A 19536-nucleotide genomic window follows, 5' to 3' on the forward strand; every position below is an offset into this window, starting at 1 on the left:
GTTCCTCGTCCCAAAATCTTATGCCGAAACCAGCGCCTTGGCGGCTTCGCGCAGGCTCGCCGCGCCGCCGGTGACGCGATCCTTGAGTGCGGCGGTCTCGCCGAGCAGGTTCTCGGCGAAGAACCGGCACAGCGCGATGCGCCCGGCATCGCCCTCGGCAAGGGCGGCGCGTGCCAGGTAGGCGCCGCCGGCAGCCAGCGCGAACAGCCTCAGATAGGGCGTGGCGCCGGCCAGGGCGTCGTCGGAGCGGCCGTCCTCGAGCAGCTTCTGCAGGAAACGCGTCGTCTGCTGCAGGTCGTCGAGCGCCTGCTCCAGGCAGATGGCGCTGCGGCCGTAGTCGTCGCTGTTCAGTGCCGCAACCGCATTGGCGACCGCGTCGAGCTCGCCGACATAGTCGAAGACATGGTCGCCATTGCCGAGCGGCAGCTTGCGGGTGACGAGGTCGATCGCCTGGATGCCGTTGGTGCCCTCGTAGATCGGGGCGATGCGGGCATCGCGCAGCAGCCGCGCCGCGCCCGTCTCCTCGATGAAACCCATGCCGCCATGGACCTGGACGCCGAGCGAGGCGACGTCGACGCCGACATCGGTGGCAAAGGCCTTGGCGACCGGGGTCAACAGATTGGCCCGGTCCTGCCAGTGCGCCTTGGCTGTGCCTTCCGAGACGCTCGCCATGTCGATGGCATGGGCGCAGGAATAGGCGATGGCGCGCGCGCTCTGGGTCAGTGCCTTCATGGTCAACAGGTTGCGCTGCACGTCGGGGTGATGGACGATCGGCGCCATGCCTTCGCCGCTGTAGCCCGAGGCCTTGCCCTGGCGGCGGTCATTGGCATAGGCGAGCGCCTTCTGGAACGCCGCCTCCGCCACCGCCACGCCCTGCATGCCGACGGCGAGGCGGGCATTGTTCATCATCGTGAACATGCAGGCGAGGCCACGGTGCTCCTCGCCGATGAGCCAGCCGACAGCGCCGGGCTCGCGGTCCTTTGCGAAACCGTCGCCATAGATCATGGTGCAGGTCGGCGAGGCATGGATGCCGAGCTTCTCCTCGAGCCCGGAACAGAACACATCGTTGCGCGCGCCTGGCCTGCCGTCGTCGTCGAGCAGGTATTTCGGCACCAGAAACAGCGAGATGCCGCGCGTGCCGGCGGGTGCGTCGGGCAGCCTGGCCAACACCAGGTGGACGATGTTGCCGGTCAGGTCGTGCTCGCCATAGGTGATGAAGATCTTCTGGCCGAAGATGCGGTAGCTGCCGTCGCCGGCACGCTCGGCGCGGGTGCGCAGCGCGGCAAGGTCAGAGCCCGCCTGTGGCTCTGTCAGGTTCATGGTGCCCATCCATTCGCCGGAGACGAGCTTTTCGAGATAGGCCGCCTTCAGGTCCTCCGAGGCGTGCTTGTCGAGCGCCTCGACCGCGCCCATGGTCAGCGTCGGGCCGAGGCCGAAGGCCATCGAGGCTGAATTCCACATCTCAAGCGTCGCGACGCCGAGCATCGTCGGCAGGCCCTGGCCGCCGAATTCCTCGGGACCGTTGAGGCCGTTCCAGCCGCCTTCGATCCAGTGCCGGTAGGCCTCCTTCCAGCCGGGCGGCATGGTCACCGCCGCGTCCTTGAGCCTGGCACCGGCCTTGTCGCCGACCTCGTGAAGCGGCGCCACCTCGTCGGTGGCGAAGCGGCCAGCCTCGCCCAGGATGGCGTCGACAAGGTCCTCGCCGAGGTCGCCGAAGCTTCCTGCATCGAGCGCGGCCTTCAGCCCCGCGACATGCTTCAGCGCAAAGGCAATCTCTTCCACCGGGGCGCGGTACATGACACTTCCTCCTGGTCATCCGGCGCGGCCCGCCGGCCGCCTTGCGCGACACACTATCCGCCTTCTTCCGCCGAGGGGAAGTGACTTTTTACGTAAACGTCAATTTTTTGTGCAGCTTTGAACTAAAGTCTGGCGCTGCCAAGGGCGGTGCAACAATCCGATTCAGCAGTGCTCGCCGGCGCGCTACCGCAAGCGCGAGGCAGACGGCAATCCGCCGAGCCCACCCGCGCCGGATCCGTCCTCCCGCAGGCAACCCCGTCCAACGAGGGCAAATAGCCGCCATTGCAACCGCTGGGCGGTGGAGCTTCATCAGCTTTTCCTTAACCATGACGGTTCACGATCGGCTATCGGTCATCGGGGATCGCCGCTTGAGGGGATTGGCGTCTAGATTTCGCAGGCTCGCGCTTTCAGCGATTGCCGCCGCGTGCGCCACGTTCCCGGTAACGACCCACGCCTCCGACTTCTCCGAACCTTGGAAGAAGGTCGACCGGGCGCTGGTCATCGACGCCTACGAATACAACTCCATCGACTGGCAGAAGCTCGCCGGCGACAAGCGCATTGTCGGCTTCATCAACAAGGCCTCCGACGGGTTGCCGCCACCCTACTCCTGCTCCGGCGAGGAAACCGCCTACAGGCTGTGCAAGGCGCTGTGGAAACGCCATGCGGTGGCGCGCGAACTGTTCCACACCCGCAGGACCGTTGCCAAGGCGCTCGGCCTCAAATGGGGCGCCTACCACCTCGCCCGCCCCGGCAATCCGATCGAGCAGGCTGAGAACTTCCTCGACTTCGCCGAGCCCGGTCCCGACGATTTGATGGCGCTCGACATCGAGGAGAACGACCCGACGAAATGGATCTCGCTGGAAGATGCGGAAATCTTCGTCCGCCACATCTTCCTGCGCACCGGCCGCTATCCGATCCTCTACACCAACGGCACGACCTCGCGGTACATCGCCGACAACCGCTACCGCTACCGGCTGCTGTCGCGACTGCCGCTCTGGTATGCCCGCTACAAGCCCGAGATCGGCATCCATTTCCCGAAGGGCAACTGGCAGACCTACACGCTGTGGCAGTTCTCGGCACAGGCCAATTGCGGCATCCGCCGCTGCCCCTATCGGGTCGCCGGCACGCCCAACGACATCGACGTCAATGTCGCGCCGATGAATGCCGAAAGCCTGCGAAAAGCCTGGCCGTTCGGCAAGCTGATCGAAGCGACCGACGAGTTCGTCGCATCGGTGCCGGTGCCGATCGCCCGCGAAAAGGGTCTCAAGGGCGAAAGCCGCATCACCTACGCCTCGGTCGCCTACCCGGTGCGCCTCGATCTTCTGGCGGAAGCGCTGCGCTCAAGCTGGGACAGGGCAGTTCTCGGTGCCGTGCCGGCTATCCAGCCGCCCGCACGCCGTTATGCCCACGGTATGGCCGAATATATCGCCGCCAGGCTCGACACCCGCCCCGATGTCGGCCGCAAGATCGACTTCGACCCGGTTTCCACCGCCTCGACCGAGATGGACAGCGCCGGGCGTTAGCCCAAGGGACGGAATCAGTCGCCTAATTGCCCTGTTCGCGGGCCACCGCGAGCCAGCCGATGTCGCGGCGGCAGAAACCGTCCGGCCAGTCGACCAGGTCGACGGCGGCATAGGCTTTGGCCTGCGCCTCGCTGACCGTGCGGCCGGTCGCCGTGACGTTCAGCACGCGGCCGCCATTGGCCACGATGTCGGCGCCCTGCACGGCGGTGCCGGCATGGAACACACGGGCGCCGGAAGCTTCGGCCTTGTCGATGCCGGCGATGACCGAGCCCTTTTCCGGCGTGCCGGGATAACCCTTCGCCGCCATGACGACGGTCAGGGCGGCCTCGTCGCGCCACCGCGCCGAGACATGGGCGAGCTGGCCATCGGCGGCGGCATTGAGCAGCACCAGCAGATCTTCCTTCAGCCGCAGCATCAGCACCTGGCATTCGGGATCGCCGAAGCGGGTGTTGTATTCGATCAGCCTCGGCCCCTTGTCGGTCAGCATCAGGCCGGCGAACAGCACGCCGGCAAAGGGCGCGCCCATCTCGGCCATGCCGCGCATCGTCGGCTCGACGATCTCGCGCATCGTCTGGTCGATCAGTTCGGGTGTCATCACGGGAGCCGGCGAATAGGCGCCCATGCCGCCGGTGTTGGGGCCGACGTCGCCGTCGCCGACGCGCTTGTGGTCCTGGGCGGTGCCAAAGGGCAGCGCGGTCTTGCCGTCGCAGAGGCAGAAGAAGCTCGCCTCCTCACCGGTCATGAACTCTTCCACGACCACCGATGCACCGGCGCCGCCGAAGGCGCCGTCGAAGCAGCCGTCCACGGCGGCCAGCGCTTCGTCCAGCGTCATTGCAACCGTCACGCCCTTGCCGGCGGCAAGCCCGTCGGCCTTGATGACGATCGGCGCGCCCATCTTCTCGACATAGGCGCGGGCGTCGGCGGCATTGTCGAAGCGGCCATAGGCGGCGGTCGGAATGCCGTAGCGGGCGCAGAGGTCCTTGGTGAAACCCTTGGAACCCTCGAGCTGGGCCGCAGCCCTGGACGGGCCGAACACCCGGATGCCAGCGGCGCGCAGGTCATCGCCGATGCCGGCGACCAGCGGGCCCTCGGGGCCGACGACGACGAGGCCGATGGCCTTGTCCTTGCAGAGGGCAGCGACCGCGGCATGGTCGGCGATATCCAGCGCCACCAGTTCCGCCTCCTGGGCGATGCCGGGATTGCCAGGCGCGGCATAAAGCTTGGTCAGCATCGGCGATGCCGCGATCTTCCAGGCGAGTGCGTGCTCGCGACCACCGGAACCGATGAGCAGGACATTCATGCGCTTGACCTCTTGCCGATGCGGAATTTGATGCACCCGCTAGTGGCCGAGAGAGACGAGGTCAAGGAGAGAACGCGTTTCGCCCGCCATCAACCAAGAGTCAGGACCGGCTACCGGTCATAATGGTAGCGGCAGGCGGCGATCTCCAAGGCCTGCGCATCGCCCTTGCCTGTCACCCGATAGACGAGTCGATGTTCCCGCGTGATGCGGCGCGACCAGAAACCGGAATAGTTGCCGGAAAGCGGTTCCGGCTTGCCGATGCCGACGAAGGGCGAGCGCCTGGCATCCTTGATGAGCTCATTGATACGGTCGCAAACGGCTTTGTCTGCCTGCTGCCAAAACAAATAGTCAGACCAGGATGCTTCCGAAAAAATGATGCGCATCACTCGATGAGATCGCGTTCGACGCCGGAACCGGCATTGAGTTCATCAATGGAGCGCTGGAGATGTTCGGCGTTGGCGCGAGAGCTCAGCAAATGCAGTGTTTCGCGCAACCCTTCAAGCTCAGACAGGGCCATGACCACCACAGGCTCGTGATTCTGCCTGGTCACCACCAGTTCGATCCGGTCCGCCTCGACCTTGTCGAGATACTTGGCCATGTTGGCGCGCAGTTCGGTAAGCGTTACATGGGTCATATCGGCCTCCTCGATCACTTCTGTACATATATACGTACAGAAGGCCAACAACAAGTTCGACGCGACTTGACGCAGGATTTGACGCCTGCCACTCCATTTTTATGGAAACCATTCAGTCAAAAGCCGGCCAGGGCCGGGTCGCCGACGCCCCCAGCGGACATTGGGTTTACCGCGCCCTGCCGCGAGGCCTCTGGCCCTATGCGCAGCTGGCGCGCTGGGACCGGCCGATCGGCTGGGTGCTGTTGCTCTGGCCGTGCTGGTGGTCGGCGGCGATGGCGGCAAGCGCCTATGCCCGCCCCGGCGACAGCCTGATGTCGCTGCTGCCCTCGCCGTGGTTCCTCGTCCTGTTCCTCGTCGGCGCCGTCGCCATGCGCGGCGCTGGCTGCACCTACAATGACATCGTCGACGAAGGCATCGACGCGCAGGTCGAGCGCACCCGCTCGCGGCCCCTGCCCTCCGGCCAGGTCACCCGCCGCCAGGCCTGGACGTTCCTCGTGCTGCAGGCGCTGGCCGGCCTGGTCGTGCTGCTGCAGTTCAACAGCTTCGCCATCCTGCTCGGCATCTCGTCGCTGGTGATCGTGGCGATCTACCCGTTCATGAAGCGCATCACCAACTGGCCGCAATTCGTGCTTGGCCTCGCCTTCTCCTGGGGCGCGCTGATGGGCTGGGCGGCCGAGTTCGGCGACCTCGACGCCCCGGCGGTGCTGCTCTATTTCGGATCGATCATGTGGGTGATCGGCTACGACACGATCTACGCCCACCAGGACAAGGAAGACGACGCGCTCGTCGGCGTGAAGTCGACGGCCCGCTTCTTTGGCGAAAACACCAAGTCGTGGCTGGTCGGCCTCTATGCCGGGGCGCTGATGCTGTTCGCCACGGCCTTTGCCATCGCGCAGGTGCCGATGCCGGCGCTGGCAGGACTGGTTGCCGCCGGCATACATATGGCGAGGCAGATCACTTCGCTCGACATAGACGATCCGGACCAGTGCCTGCGGCTGTTCAGGTCGAACGGCCAGGTCGGCTGGATCATCTTCATCGGCCTGCTCTGCGGCGGCGCCTGGGTGGCGCTGAAGCCGCTGATCTGATCACGCCCGGGCGATGATTTCTTCGCCGTCGATGACGAGGCGCACACCGAGCGTGCCCGACTTGCGACGGGCGAGGAAACGTGGCCGGCGCATGCGCGACACGCGGCCCTTGCGGCGGTCCTGCGGCGGCATGGTCTTGATCGCCGCACCAAGCGACTCCTCGAGCGTGCGGGCAACGCCGTCCGCCTCGATCAGAAGCATCGGCAGGTTGTAGAAGTCGGCCCAGGCGCGCCAGTCGGCGGCAACGTCGTCGAGGTCGTGGGCAACCAGCAGGGGCACCGACAGCATCGGGTCGTTGTGCAGCAGTTCGAGCGTCACCGTGACGTTGAGGTTCTCGTCCTCCATGGCACGCGCGGCGACACCGCGGAAGGCGCGGGCCGGCAGTGCGATGATGGCGGGGAGCCCGCTCTGCGCCAGCACCCGGCGAATGACGGCGCCGCGGTGGTCGATGGTGAAGGTGACGTCGCCAAGGTCGTCACGCGTGGCGTAGCTGACCATCTGCGGCAAGCGGAACGGGTCGAGGCGCATGTTGCGTCCCGCCCAGACTGGCTTCAGTCCGGTGTTCATATTGTGCCTTCCTGTTATCTCCTGAGAGCCGGTTTCCGGTCTCTCCGGACCAGTTTTCCCGGTCTCGTTGGGAAGGACACTAGCGGGGCCTCCTTACCGCCCCGCTTAAGAAATTCGGTTAAATTTTGCTGATCGCGGCGATGGTTATCGGAATGCCACCAGAGACGTTCAAATCGTCTTGCCGGGGTTCATGATGCCGGCAGGATCGAACGCCGACTTGACCCTGCGCATCAGCTCGATGGCGTGCGGCGGAGCGGTGGCGATCAACTCGTCGCGCTTGAGCTGGCCGATGCCGTGCTCGGCCGAGATCGAGCCGTTCATGCTGCGCACCACGTCGTGCACGGCCTTGTTCATGTCCCGGTACAAAGCGAGGAACGCCGCAGCTTCCATGCCCGCCGGCTGCGAGATGTTGTAGTGCAGGTTGCCGTCGCCCATGTGGCCGAAGCAGACCACACGCGCCTCGGCGCACACTCCGGCCACGACCACCGCAGCCCGTTCGATGAAAGCCGGGATGCTGGCGATGGGCACCGATATGTCGTGCTTGATCGAGGCGCCTTCCGGCTTCTGCGATTCCGGCAGCATCTCGCGCAGGCGCCAGAACTCGTTCGCCTGGCCGAGGCTCGCGGCAATGACCGCATCGCCGACCTGGTCCGCCTCGAAGCCGGCCGACAGGATGTCCTCCATCAGCGTGCGCGCATCCTCGGCCGAACGGCCGGACGAGATCTCCATCAGCACTTCCCAGGCCCAGTCGCCCGAGAGCGGTGGCCGCGCATCGGGGATGTGGCGCATGGCAAAGCTCATCGGGGTGCGGCCGATGAGCTCGAAGGCGGTGAGCGCGCCGCCTCCAAGCTCCTGCGCGGTGTTGAACAGCGCCAGCGCTGCCTCGGCCGACGGCAGGCCGACCCAGGCGACTTCGCGCCCCTTCGGCTTCGGATAGAGCTTCAGCACGGCGGCGGTGATGACCCCGAGCGTGCCTTCCGCGCCGACGAACAGGTTCTTCAGGTCGTAGCCGGTGTTGTCCTTCTTCAGCTTGCGCAGGTCGTCGAACACCTCGCCGGTGGGCAGCACCACCTCGACGCCGAGGCAGAGCTCGCGCGCATTGCCATAGGCAACCACGCCGGTGCCGCCGGCATTGGACGACAAATTGCCACCGATCTGGCAGGAGCCTTGCGACGCCAGCGACAGCGGGTAGAGCCGGTCGACCTCGTCGGCCGCCTTGTGCAGCACATCGAGCACGACACCGGCTTCGGCGATCACCGTGTTGGAAACAGGATCGATCTCCCTGATGCGGTTGAGCCGCGACAGCGACAGCACGACCTGGCCGCCCGATCGGTCTGGAACCTGGCCGCCGACGAGCCCGGTGTTGCCGCCCTGCGGCACGATCGGCGTGCGCGTCTCCGAGGCAAGTTTCATGATCGCGCTCACCTCCGCGACGCTGCCTGGCCTGAGCACCAGCGACGTCACACCGGCAAACAGGCCGCGCGGCTCGTGCACATAGGGCTCGATATCGGCCTCGGCGCGAACGGCGTAGCGTGCGCCAACGATGGCTGCGAAGCGCTCAGCGAGCGCGGGATCGAGGCCGGGAAGATCTTGCGTCATCTCTTGAAGCTAAATTCAGACGTGGAGATTGTCACGCGGTGCCGCCGCGCGCGCCAGCCGATCGTTGATCGCTTCGCCAAGCTCGTCGGACGGCACGGGCTCGACGGCGATCGATGCGGCACCGCTGCGGTCTAGCGCCTGAAGGTGGGCGAAGAGGTTCGTCGCCGCCTCGCGCAGGTCGCCCGTCTCGGACAGGTTGAGGAAGGCACGCGCCTGCTGCCAGCCTTCGGCGCGCTCCGGGCCGAAACCGAGCAACGCCTCGCCTGCCCCGACCTTGCCGACATTCAGCCGCAGCGCCGCACCCGGCGCATAATGCGAGGCGAGCATTCCCGGCGCTTCGATGCCGGCGGTGGCACCGCGCAGCAACGGCGCGCCGGCCAGCGCCTCGATTTCGCTGGCCGCGACACCGCCCGGGCGCAGCATGCGTACCTTGCCGTCCTCGACCTTGACGATCGTCGACTCCAGCCCGACCGGCGTTGAGCCGCCATCGACGACAAGCGGGATGCGGCCGCCGAGGTCGCTCGCCACGGCCTCGCCGCTGGTCGAACTGATCTTGCCCGAGGTGTTGGCGCTCGGGGCCGCCAGCGGCCTGCCGAGCCTTGCGATCAGCTTGCCGCCGAAGCCCATCGGCATCCTGAGCGCGATGGTGTCGAGCCCTGCGGTGACCAGCGGATGGATGCCCGCTTCGGGCCGCAATGGCACGACCAGCGTCAGCGGCCCGGGCCAGAATTTCTCGGCCAGATTTCGCGACAGCGGATCGAACACGCCGATGCGCTCGGCCATGGCCATGTCGGCGACATGGGCGATCAGCGGGTTGAAGCGCGGCCGGCCCTTGGCCTCGAAGATGCGGGCGACCGCCTCGCCATTGGTGGCGTCGCCGGCAAGGCCATAGACTGTCTCGGTCGGGATGGCGACGACTTCGCCCGCGCTGAGCAAGGCCAGCGCCGCGTCCATCGCCTTGTCCGCTGCGATCAGTTCCGCCACGTCATAGCTTCCAGTTGAATGCCCCGGTCCCTAGCCCGCATCAGGCCGAGCGACAAGGCCGAGGTCCAAGATTTCAGCCATTGCCTAAAATGCGCGGCATCTTCGCAAGCCGGCTGCAACCGCCGGCGAGATAGATTGCCCTCAAAGGTTGATTCAAGTCTGAGGGCTAAATGCGCCTGTTTGCTGCGTTTCTTGTTGCCGCCGTTTCCGGGTCGGCCCATGCGTCGTCGATCGTCACCGTCAGAGGCGATGCGGCCAGCCCGTCCTCGATCTCGGTCGGACTGCCGCAATCGGCGTCCCGCTCGATTGTCGCGATCGGCATGCCGGACATCGATACAGGCAAGGTCGCGGCGGTCGACGCCAAAAGCTCCGGCCCGCAACTGGCCCCCGAACTGATGGTCATTCGCGGTGGCGAAGTCGGCAGCGCTTCACCGGAGCCGGCACTGGCCTCGCCAGATGCCGCCACGCCAGCGCAGCAGGCGGCCGCCGGAGACCAGGCTGCCGTTCCGGCCTCGCCCGATGCAGCAGTCGATCCAGCGACTGTGCCCGCAGAAACGCAGTAGCCCGGCCCGACACCTCCCAGTCGACGCGCAGCACCATCCTGCACGGCGATCAGTTGATCGAGGCCCACCGCAACAGCGTCAAGGTCCCCCTGCGCGACGGAGGGCGGCCTGCGCCGCCCTGCCTCAGCCGGCGATCTTGGAGAAGTCGGCGACCTGGTCGGTCGCCGCGCGGATGCGGGCGAGCAGCGCCAGGCGATTTGCCCGCACGGCCAGATCCTCGTCATTGACGAGAACCTTCTCGAAGAACGCATCCACCGGTTCGCGCAGCACGCTCAGCGCGCGCATGGCGCCGGAAAAGTCTTCATTCCGTATGGCTTGGCCGGCTTCGCTGATGGCCTGATTCATCGGCGCGAACAGCGCCTTCTCCGCGTCCTCGCGGAACAGGCCGGGGTCGACGGCATCGGCGACGGCCGTGCCCTTCTTCTCTTCGGCGGCCAAGATGTTGGCCGCACGCTTGGTGCCGGCCAGCAGGTTCTTGCCGTCTTCGGTGTCGAGGAACTGCCCGAGCGCCTCGACCCGGCGGGTGACGGCCAGGAGGTCGTCCGCCTCGGGCGTGATCACCGCGTCGATCAGGTCGTGGCGGGCGCCGAGCTCGCGAAGATAGACCTTGAGGCGGTCATGGAAGAACGCCAGCAGGTCGGCCTTGAGCGCGCCGGCAGCCGCGATGACGTCCCGGCGCAGCTCGGCCTCGTAGGCGGCGAGCGCGTTGTCGACGTCCTGCTCGCCATCGACGTCGCCGCTGTCGATCGCCGCCTGCGAGGCTTCGAACGCCGCCAGCCGGCGCTGGACCGAGCCTTCCTCGAGCTGCGCAAGGGCCGCGTCGAACAGACCCTGCAACGGCAGGCTGCCGCGTGCCGACAGGATGATCCTGACGATGCCCAGTGCTGCGCGGCGCAGCGCGTAGGGGTCCTTCGAACCCGTCGGCTTCTCATCGATGGTCCAGAAGCCGACCAGCGTGTCGAGCTTGTCGGCCAGCGCCACCGACACCGAAACCGGGTCGGCCGGCACCCGGTCGGAGGGGCCCTGCGGCTTGTAGTGCTCCTCGAGGGCGGCTGCGACCGACGGGCTCTCGCCCTGCAGCAACGCATATTTGCGGCCCATGGCGCCCTGCAATTCGGGGAACTCGCCGACGACCTCTGTCTGCAGGTCGGCCTTGGCGAGCACGGCGGCGCGGTCTGCCAGCTTCGGCTCGGCGCCGACCAGCGGCGCGATGGCGCGGGCCAGCTCGCGGATGCGCTGGACGCGCTGGCCTTGCGTGCCGAGCTTGGCGTGGAATGTCACGCCGAGATGGTCGAGGCGGGCCATGCGCTGGTCGAGCGGCTTGTTGAGATCCAGGCCGAAGGCTTCGGCCGACGATTTCAGCGTATCGAGGTCGGGCAGGTCGCCCTGGTCGGTGTTCCAGAAATAGAGCGCATCCGACAGGCGTGCGCGCACGACCTTGCCGTTGCCATGGGCGATTTCCTTGCCGCCATCGGTGGCCTCGATGTTCGAGGTCAGGATGAAGTGGTTGGAGAGCGCATCCTCCTGGCCCTGCGGCCGCGTCACGAAGCACTTCTGGTTGGCGCGGATGGTCAGGCGGATGACCTCGGCGGGGATTTCGAGGAAGGCGTCCTCGAAGGTGCCCATCAGCACCACCGGCCATTCGACCAGGCCCGAAACCTCTTCCAGCAGCCCCTCGTCCTCGACCAGTTCGAGCCCGCTGGCAAAGGCAAGGTTGCGCGCGTCGGCGACGATCATCTCCTTGCGGCGGTCGGCGTCGATGACCACCTTGGCCGCCTCCAGCTTTGCCGCGTAATCGTCGAAGCGGCGCACCGTGATCGCGCCAGGCGCGTGGAAGCGATGACCGTATGTGACGTTGCCGGAGCGGATGCCGTCGACCTCGAAGTCGATCACCACAGGCTCTTCAGTCTCGGGGCCGAAGGTGCAGACGATCGACTGCAGCGGGCGCACCCAGCGCAGGCTGCCCGGCTTGGCCGAGGCCGGGCCCCAGCGCATCGACTTCGGCCAGGGGAAGCTCTTGACGATCGCCGGCATCAGCTCGGCGACGATTTCTTCGGCCGCACGGCCTGGCTTGGAGATGTGGGCGACGTAGAAATCGCCCTTCTTGGGATCGCTATGGACATGCGCCTCCGAGATCGAAGCCAGTCCGGCGCTGCGCAGAAACCCCTGGATCGCGGCTTCCGGCGCCTTGGTGCTCGGGCCCTTGCGGTCCTCGCGGATGTCCTTGGAGCGAGCGGTCAGCCCCCTGATGTCGAGCGTCAGCCGGCGCGGCGTCCAGTATTCGCGCGCCGCCTCATAGGTCAGCCCCGCCTCGACCAGACCGTCGGTCAGCATCTTCCTCAGATCGCCCGCCGCCTTACGCTGCATGCGCGCGGGGATTTCTTCGGAACGCAACTCTAGAAGCAGATCGGGCATCGGACGGGCTCACGCGGGAAATGGTCCGCGCGGCATAGCAACTCAGCCGCCCGCTGTCACCTTCCCGAACGCGTTCGGCAAAATTCCGTCGAGGTGTCGGGGCGTGGCCGGCGAATTCGTCCTTGGAATGAAGATTTCCATGAACCGAACGCTGCGCTGGAGCGACCCACGCTCAGACAGACACCTATTGGCAAAACGACGATGAAAACCGCCTCCGCCCTGCTCCAGATCCTCAGCCTCAGCGCCCTGCTCGCCATGCATGTGGCGGCGCCGGCCGAGTTCAGGATGCCCGGCGTGCGCAAGGCGCTGCAGACGATCAATGGCGAACCGCTGCAGCCACGCCTTCCGGAAGGGCTGGAACTCGCTGCAGCCTGATTGCCGCTTCGCGGCGACCTCCCCCATCAAGGGGGAGGTAAATAGCTCAAGCCGCCAGGCCGCCGACTTCCGTCAACAAGAAAGCTTCGCCGCAAGCCTTGGACAAGTTGCGGACGCGCAGGATGTAGCTCTGGCGTTCAGTGACCGAGATCACGCCGCGTGCGTCGAGCAGGTTGAAGACGTGGCTCGCCTTGATGCACTGGTCGTAGGCCGGAAACACCATCTTGTGCTGGGCCAGGTTGCCGCCCTCGGCGGGCGCGCCGGCGGCCAGCAGCGCCTTGCACTCGGCTTCGGCATCCTCGAAGTGCCTGAGCAGCATCGCCGTGTTGGCGTGCTCGAAATTGTGCCTGGAATATTCCTGCTCGGCCTGCAGGAAGACCTCGCCATAGGTGACCTTGTCATCGCCTTCGAGGCCGTTGAAATTGAGGTCGTAGACATTGTCGACGCCCTGCACATACATCGCCAGCCGTTCGAGGCCGTAGGTCAGTTCGCCGGCCACGGGCGCGCATTCGATGCCGCAGACCTGCTGGAAGTAGGTGAACTGCGACACCTCCATGCCGTCGCACCAGCACTCCCAGCCAAGGCCCCAGGCGCCCAGCGTCGGGCTTTCCCAGTCGTCCTCGACGAAGCGGATGTCATGCACCAGCGGGTCGATGCCGATCGCCTTCAGCGAGCCGAGATAGAGCTCCTGCAGGTTGGACGGGTTCGGCTTCAGGATCACTTGGTACTGGTAATAGTGCTGCAGGCGGTTGGGGTTCTCGCCATAGCGGCCGTCCTTCGGACGGCGCGACGGCTGCACATAGGCCGCGTTCCAGCGCCGCGGACCGAGCGCGCGCAAGGTCGTCGCCGGGTGGAAGGTACCGGCGCCCACTTCCATGTCGTAGGGCTGCAGGATGATGCAGCCCTGCGCGGCCCAGAAACTGTGCAGCGTCAGGATCAGCCCCTGGAACGAGCGGCTGGGGTGCATGTGGGCAGGCATGGTGTCGGTCACGGGCAACGCTCGATCATTGGCGCGCCCCGCAGCAAAACGGGGCCAGAGAGGCCCCGTCCTATTCCGCCCGAAGATATGGGTCAAGCAGCGGCGCTCAGCCGCCGCCAATGCTGCCGGTCAATTGCCGGGCAGGCGCAGTTCCTGTCCGGGCGCCAGGCGGGCCGGATCGCCGCGCAGTTCGGGATTGAGATCGAGCAGTTCGCGGTAGCGGTCGCCATTGCCCAGCACCTCGTTGGCGATCGACCACAGCGATTGGCCACGCTGCACCTTGTAGGCGGCAGGGATGGCCTGGACCACGGGCTCTGTCGCCGGCGTCTCCAGCTCGCTCTTCTTCTGGCTGTCCGTTGCAGGGGCTGCCGGCTTGACCACCGGCGGCTTTGCCGGGGCTTCGAGGGCCGTCGGCTTCTCCGGCATCGGCGGCATGCCTTTCGCCAGCTTCTGCTCGACGTCGGCCAGGACATTGGGCTCCGGCTTCATGTCGCGCGCATGGCTCCACTGGAACGTCGCTTCGAGCCGGCGCCCGGCGCGCCAGTAGGCATCGCCGAGGTGGTCGTTGAGAACCGCATCGTCGGGCTTGAGCGAGACGGCACGCTCCAGCTCGCGCACGGCATCGTCGAAACGGCCGAGGCGATAATAGGCCCAGCCGAGCGAATCGATGATGTAGCCGTCGCTCGGACGCAGGTCGGCGGCCTGCTTGATCATCCCGAGGCCCTCCTCGAGATTGATGTTCATGTCGACCCAGGAATAGCCGAGATAGTTGAGCACCTGCGGCTGGTTGGGGAACAGCTTCAGCGCCTCGCGGAAGTTCGGCTCGGCTTTCGGCCATTCCTTGAGCCGCTCATAGGCGATGCCGCGCTGGTAGAAGACGTTCCAGTTGACGTTGGTCGGCGTCTTCAGCACGCCGACAGCCTTGTCGTAGACATCGGCTGCGGCGCGGTAGTTGTCGGTCGCCGCATAGACGCCGCCGAGCGCGAGATAACCGCGCATGTCTTCGGGATTGGCGTCGACCAGTGCCTTGAGATGCTTGATCGCCTCGTCGTGGCGCTTCAGGTCCGCAAGGTTGAGGCCGAGTTGCAGTTCCGACAGCCGCTTGAGCGGCGAGGATGCGGGCACGCGGCGATAGAGTGCGATCGCCTGTTCGCCGTCCTGCTGCTGTTCGGCAATCGCCGCGAGCTGCACCAGCAACTCGTCGCTCTCCGGCTTCAGCGCCAGCGCGTATTGCAGGTACAGCCGGACGAACGGCTCGCCGCCGCCGCGATTGAGCGCGGTCGACAGGTTGAGCAGGATTTCGGCGGCACCGTCGTTCGGGCCGGAGACCAGCGGCGCAATCTTCTCGCCCTTGGTGATCTTTTCCCGCAAGGACGAAATCGGCAACTTGCCCGGCGCAAACTCGTCGGCGCGGTCGAGGACCGCCAGCGCTTCGGTCTTCTTGCCACCGCGCGCCAGGAAGCCGGCATAGGCCTCGGCGGCACGCATCCAGGTTTCGGGCGCGGCGCTGCCGGCGCCGAGATTGTCGATCGCCGCCTTGTAGATCTCGCCGGCCTTGTCCTTCTGGCCGGCAGACTCGGCGATCAGCGCACGATGGTAGGTCTTGAACAGGTCGTACCATTCGGGTCCCTCGAGCTTGTCGAGGAACTGCAGCCCGTCGCCGGCCTTGCCTTCGCCCTGCTTGGCCCAGCCGGTCATCACACCGGTGATCAGGCGGTCGAGGTCGGATTCGAGCGCCAGCTTGAGCCAGTTCTGGGCGGCTTCGTAATCCTTCTTGCGAAACGTATCGACGGCCAGCGCCAGCCGCGAGAAGCGCTCGACGTCGGGGACCGTCTTCAGCATCTGGGCATAGGGCAGCGATTCATCGAAGCGGCCCTGCGCGATCAGCGCCAGCATCACGCTTTGCTGCAGGGCGGTGTCTTCGGGATCGAAGGCCAAAGCGCGCTTGTAATAGGCGATGGCGCTGTCCAGGTCGTCGTCGGCTTCGGCGGTACGCGCCGCCAGGTAAGCGCCGGAAAACGAGCTGATTTCAACCGGCTCGGTGATCTCTTTGGCATATCCGGGCTGGGTCAGGGCGGTAAAGCCCGCCAGAGCCGCAAGGCCCAACAGCCAGATCGCGCGTCGCTGCCGCATGAAAGTCCTTCCTAGTGAGGTCCCACGGTCATCATGACACCCGTAAGCCGGGTCGCAACCGCTTGTCTGCGCCAAGCATGGCCTTTTTGGGGTCGCGCATCAATCCGCAGCCGCTTCACAATCCGACAGCCGGTCCAAGGTTTGCACAGCCGGCGGCGGATGCGCGAACCAGGGCCGGCCTCAGACGACGCGGCTGATGCAGAAATCGATGACGTCGAGCAATGCCGACTTTTGCGGCGTCTGTTCGAGCGGGGCGAGCGCGTCGCGGGCAATCTCGCCGAAATGGCTGGCGCGTCCGATCGTGTCGGCAATCGCACCGTGCCGCACCATCAGGCCGACGGCCTTCTCCAGGGCGGCGTCGTCGGTGGCGCCATCCTCGATCGCGCTTTTCCAGAATGCGCGCTCGGCAGCGGTGCCACGACGGTAGCTCAGGATCACCGGCAGGGTAACCTTGCCCTCGCGGAAGTCGTCGCCGACATTCTTGCCGAGGTCCTTGGCCGAACCGCCATAATCCAGCGCATCGTCGATAAGCTGGAAGGCAAGGCCGAGATTCATGCCATAGGAGCGCAGTGCCGCCTTGTCGTTCTTCGAGGCGCCGGCGATCACCGGGCCGACTTCGGCGGCAGCAGAAAACAGCGCCGCGGTCTTTGCCTTGATGACGGCGAAATGCTCGTCCTCGGTGGTTTCGAGGTTCTTGGCGGCAGCCAGTTGCATGACCTCGCCCTCGGCGATGATCGATGCGGCGGACGACAGGATGTCGAGCGCCTCGAGCGAACCGACCTCGACCATCATGCGGAACGCCTGGCCGAGCAGGAAGTCGCCGACCAGCACGCTCGCCTGGTTGCCCCAGATGGTGCGGGCCGTCTTCTTGCCGCGACGCAGGTCGCTTTCGTCGACGACGTCGTCATGCAGCAGCGTTGCTGTGTGCATGAACTCGACCGACGTGGCCAGCCTGACGTGGTTTTCGCCGGAGTAGCCGAACATCTGGGCGGCTGCCAGGGTCAGCATCGGCCGCAGGCGCTTGCCGCCGGAGGAGATGAGATGGTTGGCGACCTCCGGGATCATCTCGACATCGGAGCCGGCCTTGGAAAGGATCAGCTCGTTGACCCTGGCCATGTCGGCCGAAGTCAGGTCGATCAAATCCTTGATCGACGCAGCGTCCCGCTTTCCCTTCTCGATGTTGAGAACGACACCCAAGGCCTACACTCCCAGTTTACACAGGCGCGTGGTCGCGCGCGTAGCTCTTAGGCGATTCTAAGGCGGCATGCACTCTACCCGCAAGTGGCGAATTGGCGCGGTGCAACACGCGGCGTTTACTTCACGGCCTCAAACTGCGAATTTCCCCGGCATGATCGAACTCATCCGCACCAACGACGCCGTCATCATCTCCTTCGTGGAATCGCTGCTGCGCGATGCCGGCATCGGCTGCTTCGTCGCCGACCAGAACATGAGCGTGCTCGACGGTTCGATCGGCATCCTGCCGCGCCGCATCATGATCGACGAGGACGACGCCGACGAGGCGCGCCAGTTGCTGACGGATGCCGGCATCGAGCACGAAATCCGCCAGAAGTGACAGCCGAACCGCCGCCAGCCCCGGACGTGGATCTGCCGCCGCACACGGTGGACGCCTTCCACCGCGGCGAGTTCTGGCTGGTCCAGCCGAAGGACAACGGCCACCGCTCCGGCATGGATGCCTTGACGCTCGCCGCTGCCGTACCGGGCTCATTCGCCGGCCGGCTCGCCGATTTCGGGGCCGGCGCCGGTGCTGCCGGCCTTGCGGTCGCCTCGCGCTGCAAGCAGGCAGAGGTGGTGCTCGTCGAGCTCACGCCTGAAATGGCGGCCTTTGCCGACGCCACGCTTGCCCATCCCGGCAATGCGCAGCTGCGCCAACGCGCCTCCGTGCTCGTCGCCGATGTCGGCCTTTCGGGTAAGGCACGCACCCAGGCCGGGCTTGCCGACGGCTCGCTCGACTTCGTCATCATGAACCCGCCCTTCAATCCGCCGCATCACCGGCCGACGCCGGACGCGCTGAAGCGGCAGGCGCACGTCATGGACGACGGGCTGTTCGAGAACTGGATCCGCAGTGCCGCCGCAGTCGTCAGGCCGCGCGGCGGGCTGGCCATCATCGCCCGGCCGGAACAGTTGGCCCCCATCCTCGGCGCCCTGGACGGGCGTTTTGGCAAGGTCGAGATCGTGCCGGTCCATCCCCGCGCCGACGCCGCCGCGATCCGCGTCGTCGTGCGCGCCGTCAGGGCCTCGCGGGCGCCGCTGGCGCTCTGCCCGCCGCTCGTGCTGCGCGATGCGGACGACAGGTTGTCGCAACGCGCCGATGATATAAGCAACGGCCGCTCGTCGCTTTTCGGCGACTGAGCAACGCCAAAGCATTGCGGATGTCGCAGGAATGCATACATCCCGCATGACACAGACCGGAGAGACCGAAACGTGAAGAAGCTGTTGCGCCGCCTGCTGCCGAGATCGATGCGTGGCGGCGAGGTCGTCATTCCCGTGCTCAGGCTGCAGGGCGCGATCATGTCGGGCGGCGGCCAGTTCCGGCCGACCCTTTCGCTGGCAACCACTGCCGGCCTGATCGAGAAGGCGTTCGCCATTCCCGGCCCGGCGGTCGCCATTTCGATCAACTCTCCCGGCGGCTCGCCGGTGCAGTCGCGGCTGATCTACAAGCGCATACGCGACCTTGCCGCCGAGAAGAACAAGAAGGTGCTGGTCTTCGTCGAGGACGTCGCCGCCTCGGGCGGCTACATGATCGCGATCGCCGGCGACGAGATCATCGCCGACCCCTCGTCCATCGTCGGATCGATCGGCGTGGTGTCGGCTTCCTTCGGCTTCACCGACCTGATCAAGAAGATCGGCGTCGAGCGGCGCGTCTACACGGCGGGCGAGAACAAGGCGACGCTCGATCCGTTCCAGCCGGAAAAGAAGGAAGACATCGAGCGGCTGAAGAAGCTGCAGCTCGAAGTGCACGAGACCTTCATCGACCTGGTCAAGGACCGTCGCCGCGGCAAGCTCAAGGACGACCCGGACCTGTTCACCGGCCTGTTCTGGTCGGGCAAGAAGGGGCTGGAGCTCGGCCTGGTCGATTCCCTCGGCGACATGCGCACCGTGCTCAGGGACCGCTACGGCGCCAAGGCCGAACTCAAGCTGATCACCGCGCCGCGCGGCCTGTTCGGCCGCCGCCTCGGCCTCGGCTCTTCGACTTCAGGCTTTGGCCCCGATGTCGCCGGCGCCGTCGCCTCGGGGCTGGTGGATGCGGCGGAAGAGCGCGCATTGTGGAGCCGCTTCGGCCTTTGAAAAAGCCGAAACCGCGGACTATCATCGGGGAATGACCCCGGCTGGCCGGAAACGCACCCGGCAACCGAAGGGAGGAGAATGACGATGCCTCAGCTCATCTTTTTCGCGCTTGTCGGCGTGGTCGCCTATATCGGCTATCGCTCCTTCATCAGGGAGGCCGAGCGGGTGACGGCCAAGGTGCGGCGCAACGAGCGCCAGCGCGAGACCGGCGCCTCGGGCACGCTGGTCAAGGACCCCGAGACCGGCGAATACCGGCTCGAGAAGGAATGAACGCCG

General features: G+C 66.2%; 19 protein-coding genes. 8 read left to right on the forward strand and 11 right to left on the reverse strand.

The features are described from left to right. Positions 1-18 precede the first annotated feature (18 nt). Positions 19-1797: an acyl-CoA dehydrogenase family protein gene (locus tag GGR00_RS06920; RefSeq protein WP_055978270.1), complete on the reverse strand. Its 1779-nt coding sequence runs from the start codon at positions 1795-1797 to the stop codon at positions 19-21. 326 nt (positions 1798-2123) lie between these two features. Between GGR00_RS06920 and GGR00_RS06925 the strand changes: the two genes are divergently transcribed. Continuing rightward, on the forward strand, positions 2124-3320 hold the full coding sequence (locus GGR00_RS06925) for a glycoside hydrolase family 25 protein (protein WP_082496645.1): 1197 nt from the start codon (positions 2124-2126) through the stop codon (positions 3318-3320). Positions 3321-3342: 22 nt separating this feature from the next. On the opposite strand, the gene purD is transcribed toward GGR00_RS06925, so the two are convergent. The 3 genes from purD to GGR00_RS06940 all read right to left on the reverse strand — a co-directional run bounded on the left by purD (position 3343) and on the right by GGR00_RS06940 (position 5254). Next, positions 3343-4620, reverse strand: coding sequence for a phosphoribosylamine--glycine ligase (purD, locus tag GGR00_RS06930; RefSeq protein WP_055978269.1), 1278 nt, complete (start codon positions 4618-4620; stop codon positions 3343-3345). Between the two features lie 110 nt (positions 4621-4730). Next, positions 4731-5003: a Txe/YoeB family addiction module toxin gene (locus GGR00_RS06935; RefSeq protein WP_055978267.1), complete on the reverse strand. Its 273-nt coding sequence runs from the start codon at positions 5001-5003 to the stop codon at positions 4731-4733. Beyond that, entirely contained in the window at positions 5003-5254 is a 252-nt protein-coding gene (locus GGR00_RS06940) for a type II toxin-antitoxin system Phd/YefM family antitoxin (RefSeq protein WP_055978446.1), read from the reverse strand. Before GGR00_RS06940 ends, GGR00_RS06935 begins: the two co-directional genes overlap by 1 nt. Before the next feature lie 101 nt (positions 5255-5355). On the opposite strand from GGR00_RS06940, the gene ubiA reads away from it, so the two are divergent. After that, the gene (gene ubiA, locus GGR00_RS06945) at positions 5356-6339 is read left to right on the forward strand and encodes a 4-hydroxybenzoate octaprenyltransferase (RefSeq protein ID WP_055978262.1); all 984 of its coding nucleotides are present in this window, start codon (positions 5356-5358) and stop codon (positions 6337-6339) included. Here the strand turns inward: ubiA and GGR00_RS06950 are convergent, their stop codons facing one another. The 3 genes from GGR00_RS06950 to GGR00_RS06960 all read right to left on the reverse strand — a co-directional run bounded on the left by GGR00_RS06950 (position 6340) and on the right by GGR00_RS06960 (position 9459). Beyond that, positions 6340-6906 (reverse strand): DUF6101 family protein, encoded by a 567-nt coding sequence (locus GGR00_RS06950; RefSeq protein WP_055978260.1) that lies wholly within the window; start codon positions 6904-6906, stop codon positions 6340-6342. It abuts the gene before it with no gap. Between the two features lie 168 nt (positions 6907-7074). Next, entirely contained in the window at positions 7075-8505 is a 1431-nt protein-coding gene (locus tag GGR00_RS06955; protein ID WP_055978257.1) for an FAD-binding oxidoreductase, read from the reverse strand. A gap of 15 nt (positions 8506-8520) precedes the next feature. Continuing rightward, positions 8521-9459 carry an L-threonylcarbamoyladenylate synthase gene (locus GGR00_RS06960; protein WP_156381314.1) on the reverse strand — a complete coding sequence of 313 codons (939 nt, stop codon included), beginning with the start codon at positions 9457-9459 and terminating at the stop codon, positions 8521-8523. Between the two features lie 200 nt (positions 9460-9659). Here GGR00_RS06960 and GGR00_RS06965 point away from each other — a divergent pair, with 200 nt between their 5' ends. Beyond that, entirely contained in the window at positions 9660-10052 is a 393-nt protein-coding gene (locus GGR00_RS06965) for a hypothetical protein (RefSeq protein ID WP_055978253.1), read from the forward strand. A gap of 123 nt (positions 10053-10175) precedes the next feature. Here the strand turns inward: GGR00_RS06965 and glyS are convergent, their stop codons facing one another. Next, positions 10176-12467: a glycine--tRNA ligase subunit beta gene (gene glyS / locus GGR00_RS06970; protein ID WP_184698760.1), complete on the reverse strand. Its 2292-nt coding sequence runs from the start codon at positions 12465-12467 to the stop codon at positions 10176-10178. A 201-nt stretch (positions 12468-12668) separates the two neighbouring features. Here glyS and GGR00_RS06975 point away from each other — a divergent pair, with 201 nt between their 5' ends. Further along, entirely contained in the window at positions 12669-12842 is a 174-nt protein-coding gene (locus tag GGR00_RS06975; RefSeq protein WP_156381304.1) for a hypothetical protein, read from the forward strand. 46 nt (positions 12843-12888) lie between these two features. Here GGR00_RS06975 and GGR00_RS06980 read toward each other — a convergent pair whose 3' ends face one another. The 3 genes from GGR00_RS06980 to GGR00_RS06990 all read right to left on the reverse strand — a co-directional run bounded on the left by GGR00_RS06980 (position 12889) and on the right by GGR00_RS06990 (position 17151). Continuing rightward, positions 12889-13833: a glycine--tRNA ligase subunit alpha gene (locus GGR00_RS06980; RefSeq protein WP_184698762.1), complete on the reverse strand. Its 945-nt coding sequence runs from the start codon at positions 13831-13833 to the stop codon at positions 12889-12891. 117 nt (positions 13834-13950) lie between these two features. Further along, entirely contained in the window at positions 13951-15954 is a 2004-nt protein-coding gene (locus tag GGR00_RS06985; RefSeq protein ID WP_055978248.1) for a tetratricopeptide repeat protein, read from the reverse strand. Positions 15955-16134: 180 nt separating this feature from the next. Beyond that, a complete protein-coding gene (locus GGR00_RS06990; RefSeq protein ID WP_055978246.1) occupies positions 16135-17151 on the reverse strand; it encodes a polyprenyl synthetase family protein in 1017 nt (338 codons plus the stop codon). Positions 17152-17302: 151 nt separating this feature from the next. Between GGR00_RS06990 and GGR00_RS06995 the strand changes: the two genes are divergently transcribed. The 4 genes from GGR00_RS06995 to GGR00_RS07010 all read left to right on the forward strand — a co-directional run bounded on the left by GGR00_RS06995 (position 17303) and on the right by GGR00_RS07010 (position 19530). After that, positions 17303-17527 carry a putative signal transducing protein gene (locus GGR00_RS06995; RefSeq protein WP_055978242.1) on the forward strand — a complete coding sequence of 75 codons (225 nt, stop codon included), beginning with the start codon at positions 17303-17305 and terminating at the stop codon, positions 17525-17527. After that, positions 17524-18324 (forward strand): tRNA1(Val) (adenine(37)-N6)-methyltransferase, encoded by an 801-nt coding sequence (locus GGR00_RS07000; RefSeq protein WP_055978240.1) that lies wholly within the window; start codon positions 17524-17526, stop codon positions 18322-18324. The genes GGR00_RS06995 and GGR00_RS07000 overlap by 4 nt, the downstream gene beginning before the upstream one ends. Positions 18325-18396: 72 nt before the next feature. Next, positions 18397-19260, forward strand: a complete 864-nt coding sequence (locus GGR00_RS07005; RefSeq protein WP_184698764.1) for a S49 family peptidase — start codon at positions 18397-18399, stop codon at positions 19258-19260. An 84-nt stretch (positions 19261-19344) separates the two neighbouring features. After that, a complete protein-coding gene (locus tag GGR00_RS07010) occupies positions 19345-19530 on the forward strand; it encodes an NfeD family protein (RefSeq protein ID WP_055978237.1) in 186 nt (61 codons plus the stop codon). The last annotated feature ends 6 nt before the right edge of the window (positions 19531-19536 follow it).

It is taken from the genome of Aminobacter aganoensis, assembly GCF_014206975.1.
GTDB classification, from domain to species: domain Bacteria; phylum Pseudomonadota; class Alphaproteobacteria; order Rhizobiales; family Rhizobiaceae; genus Aminobacter; species Aminobacter aganoensis.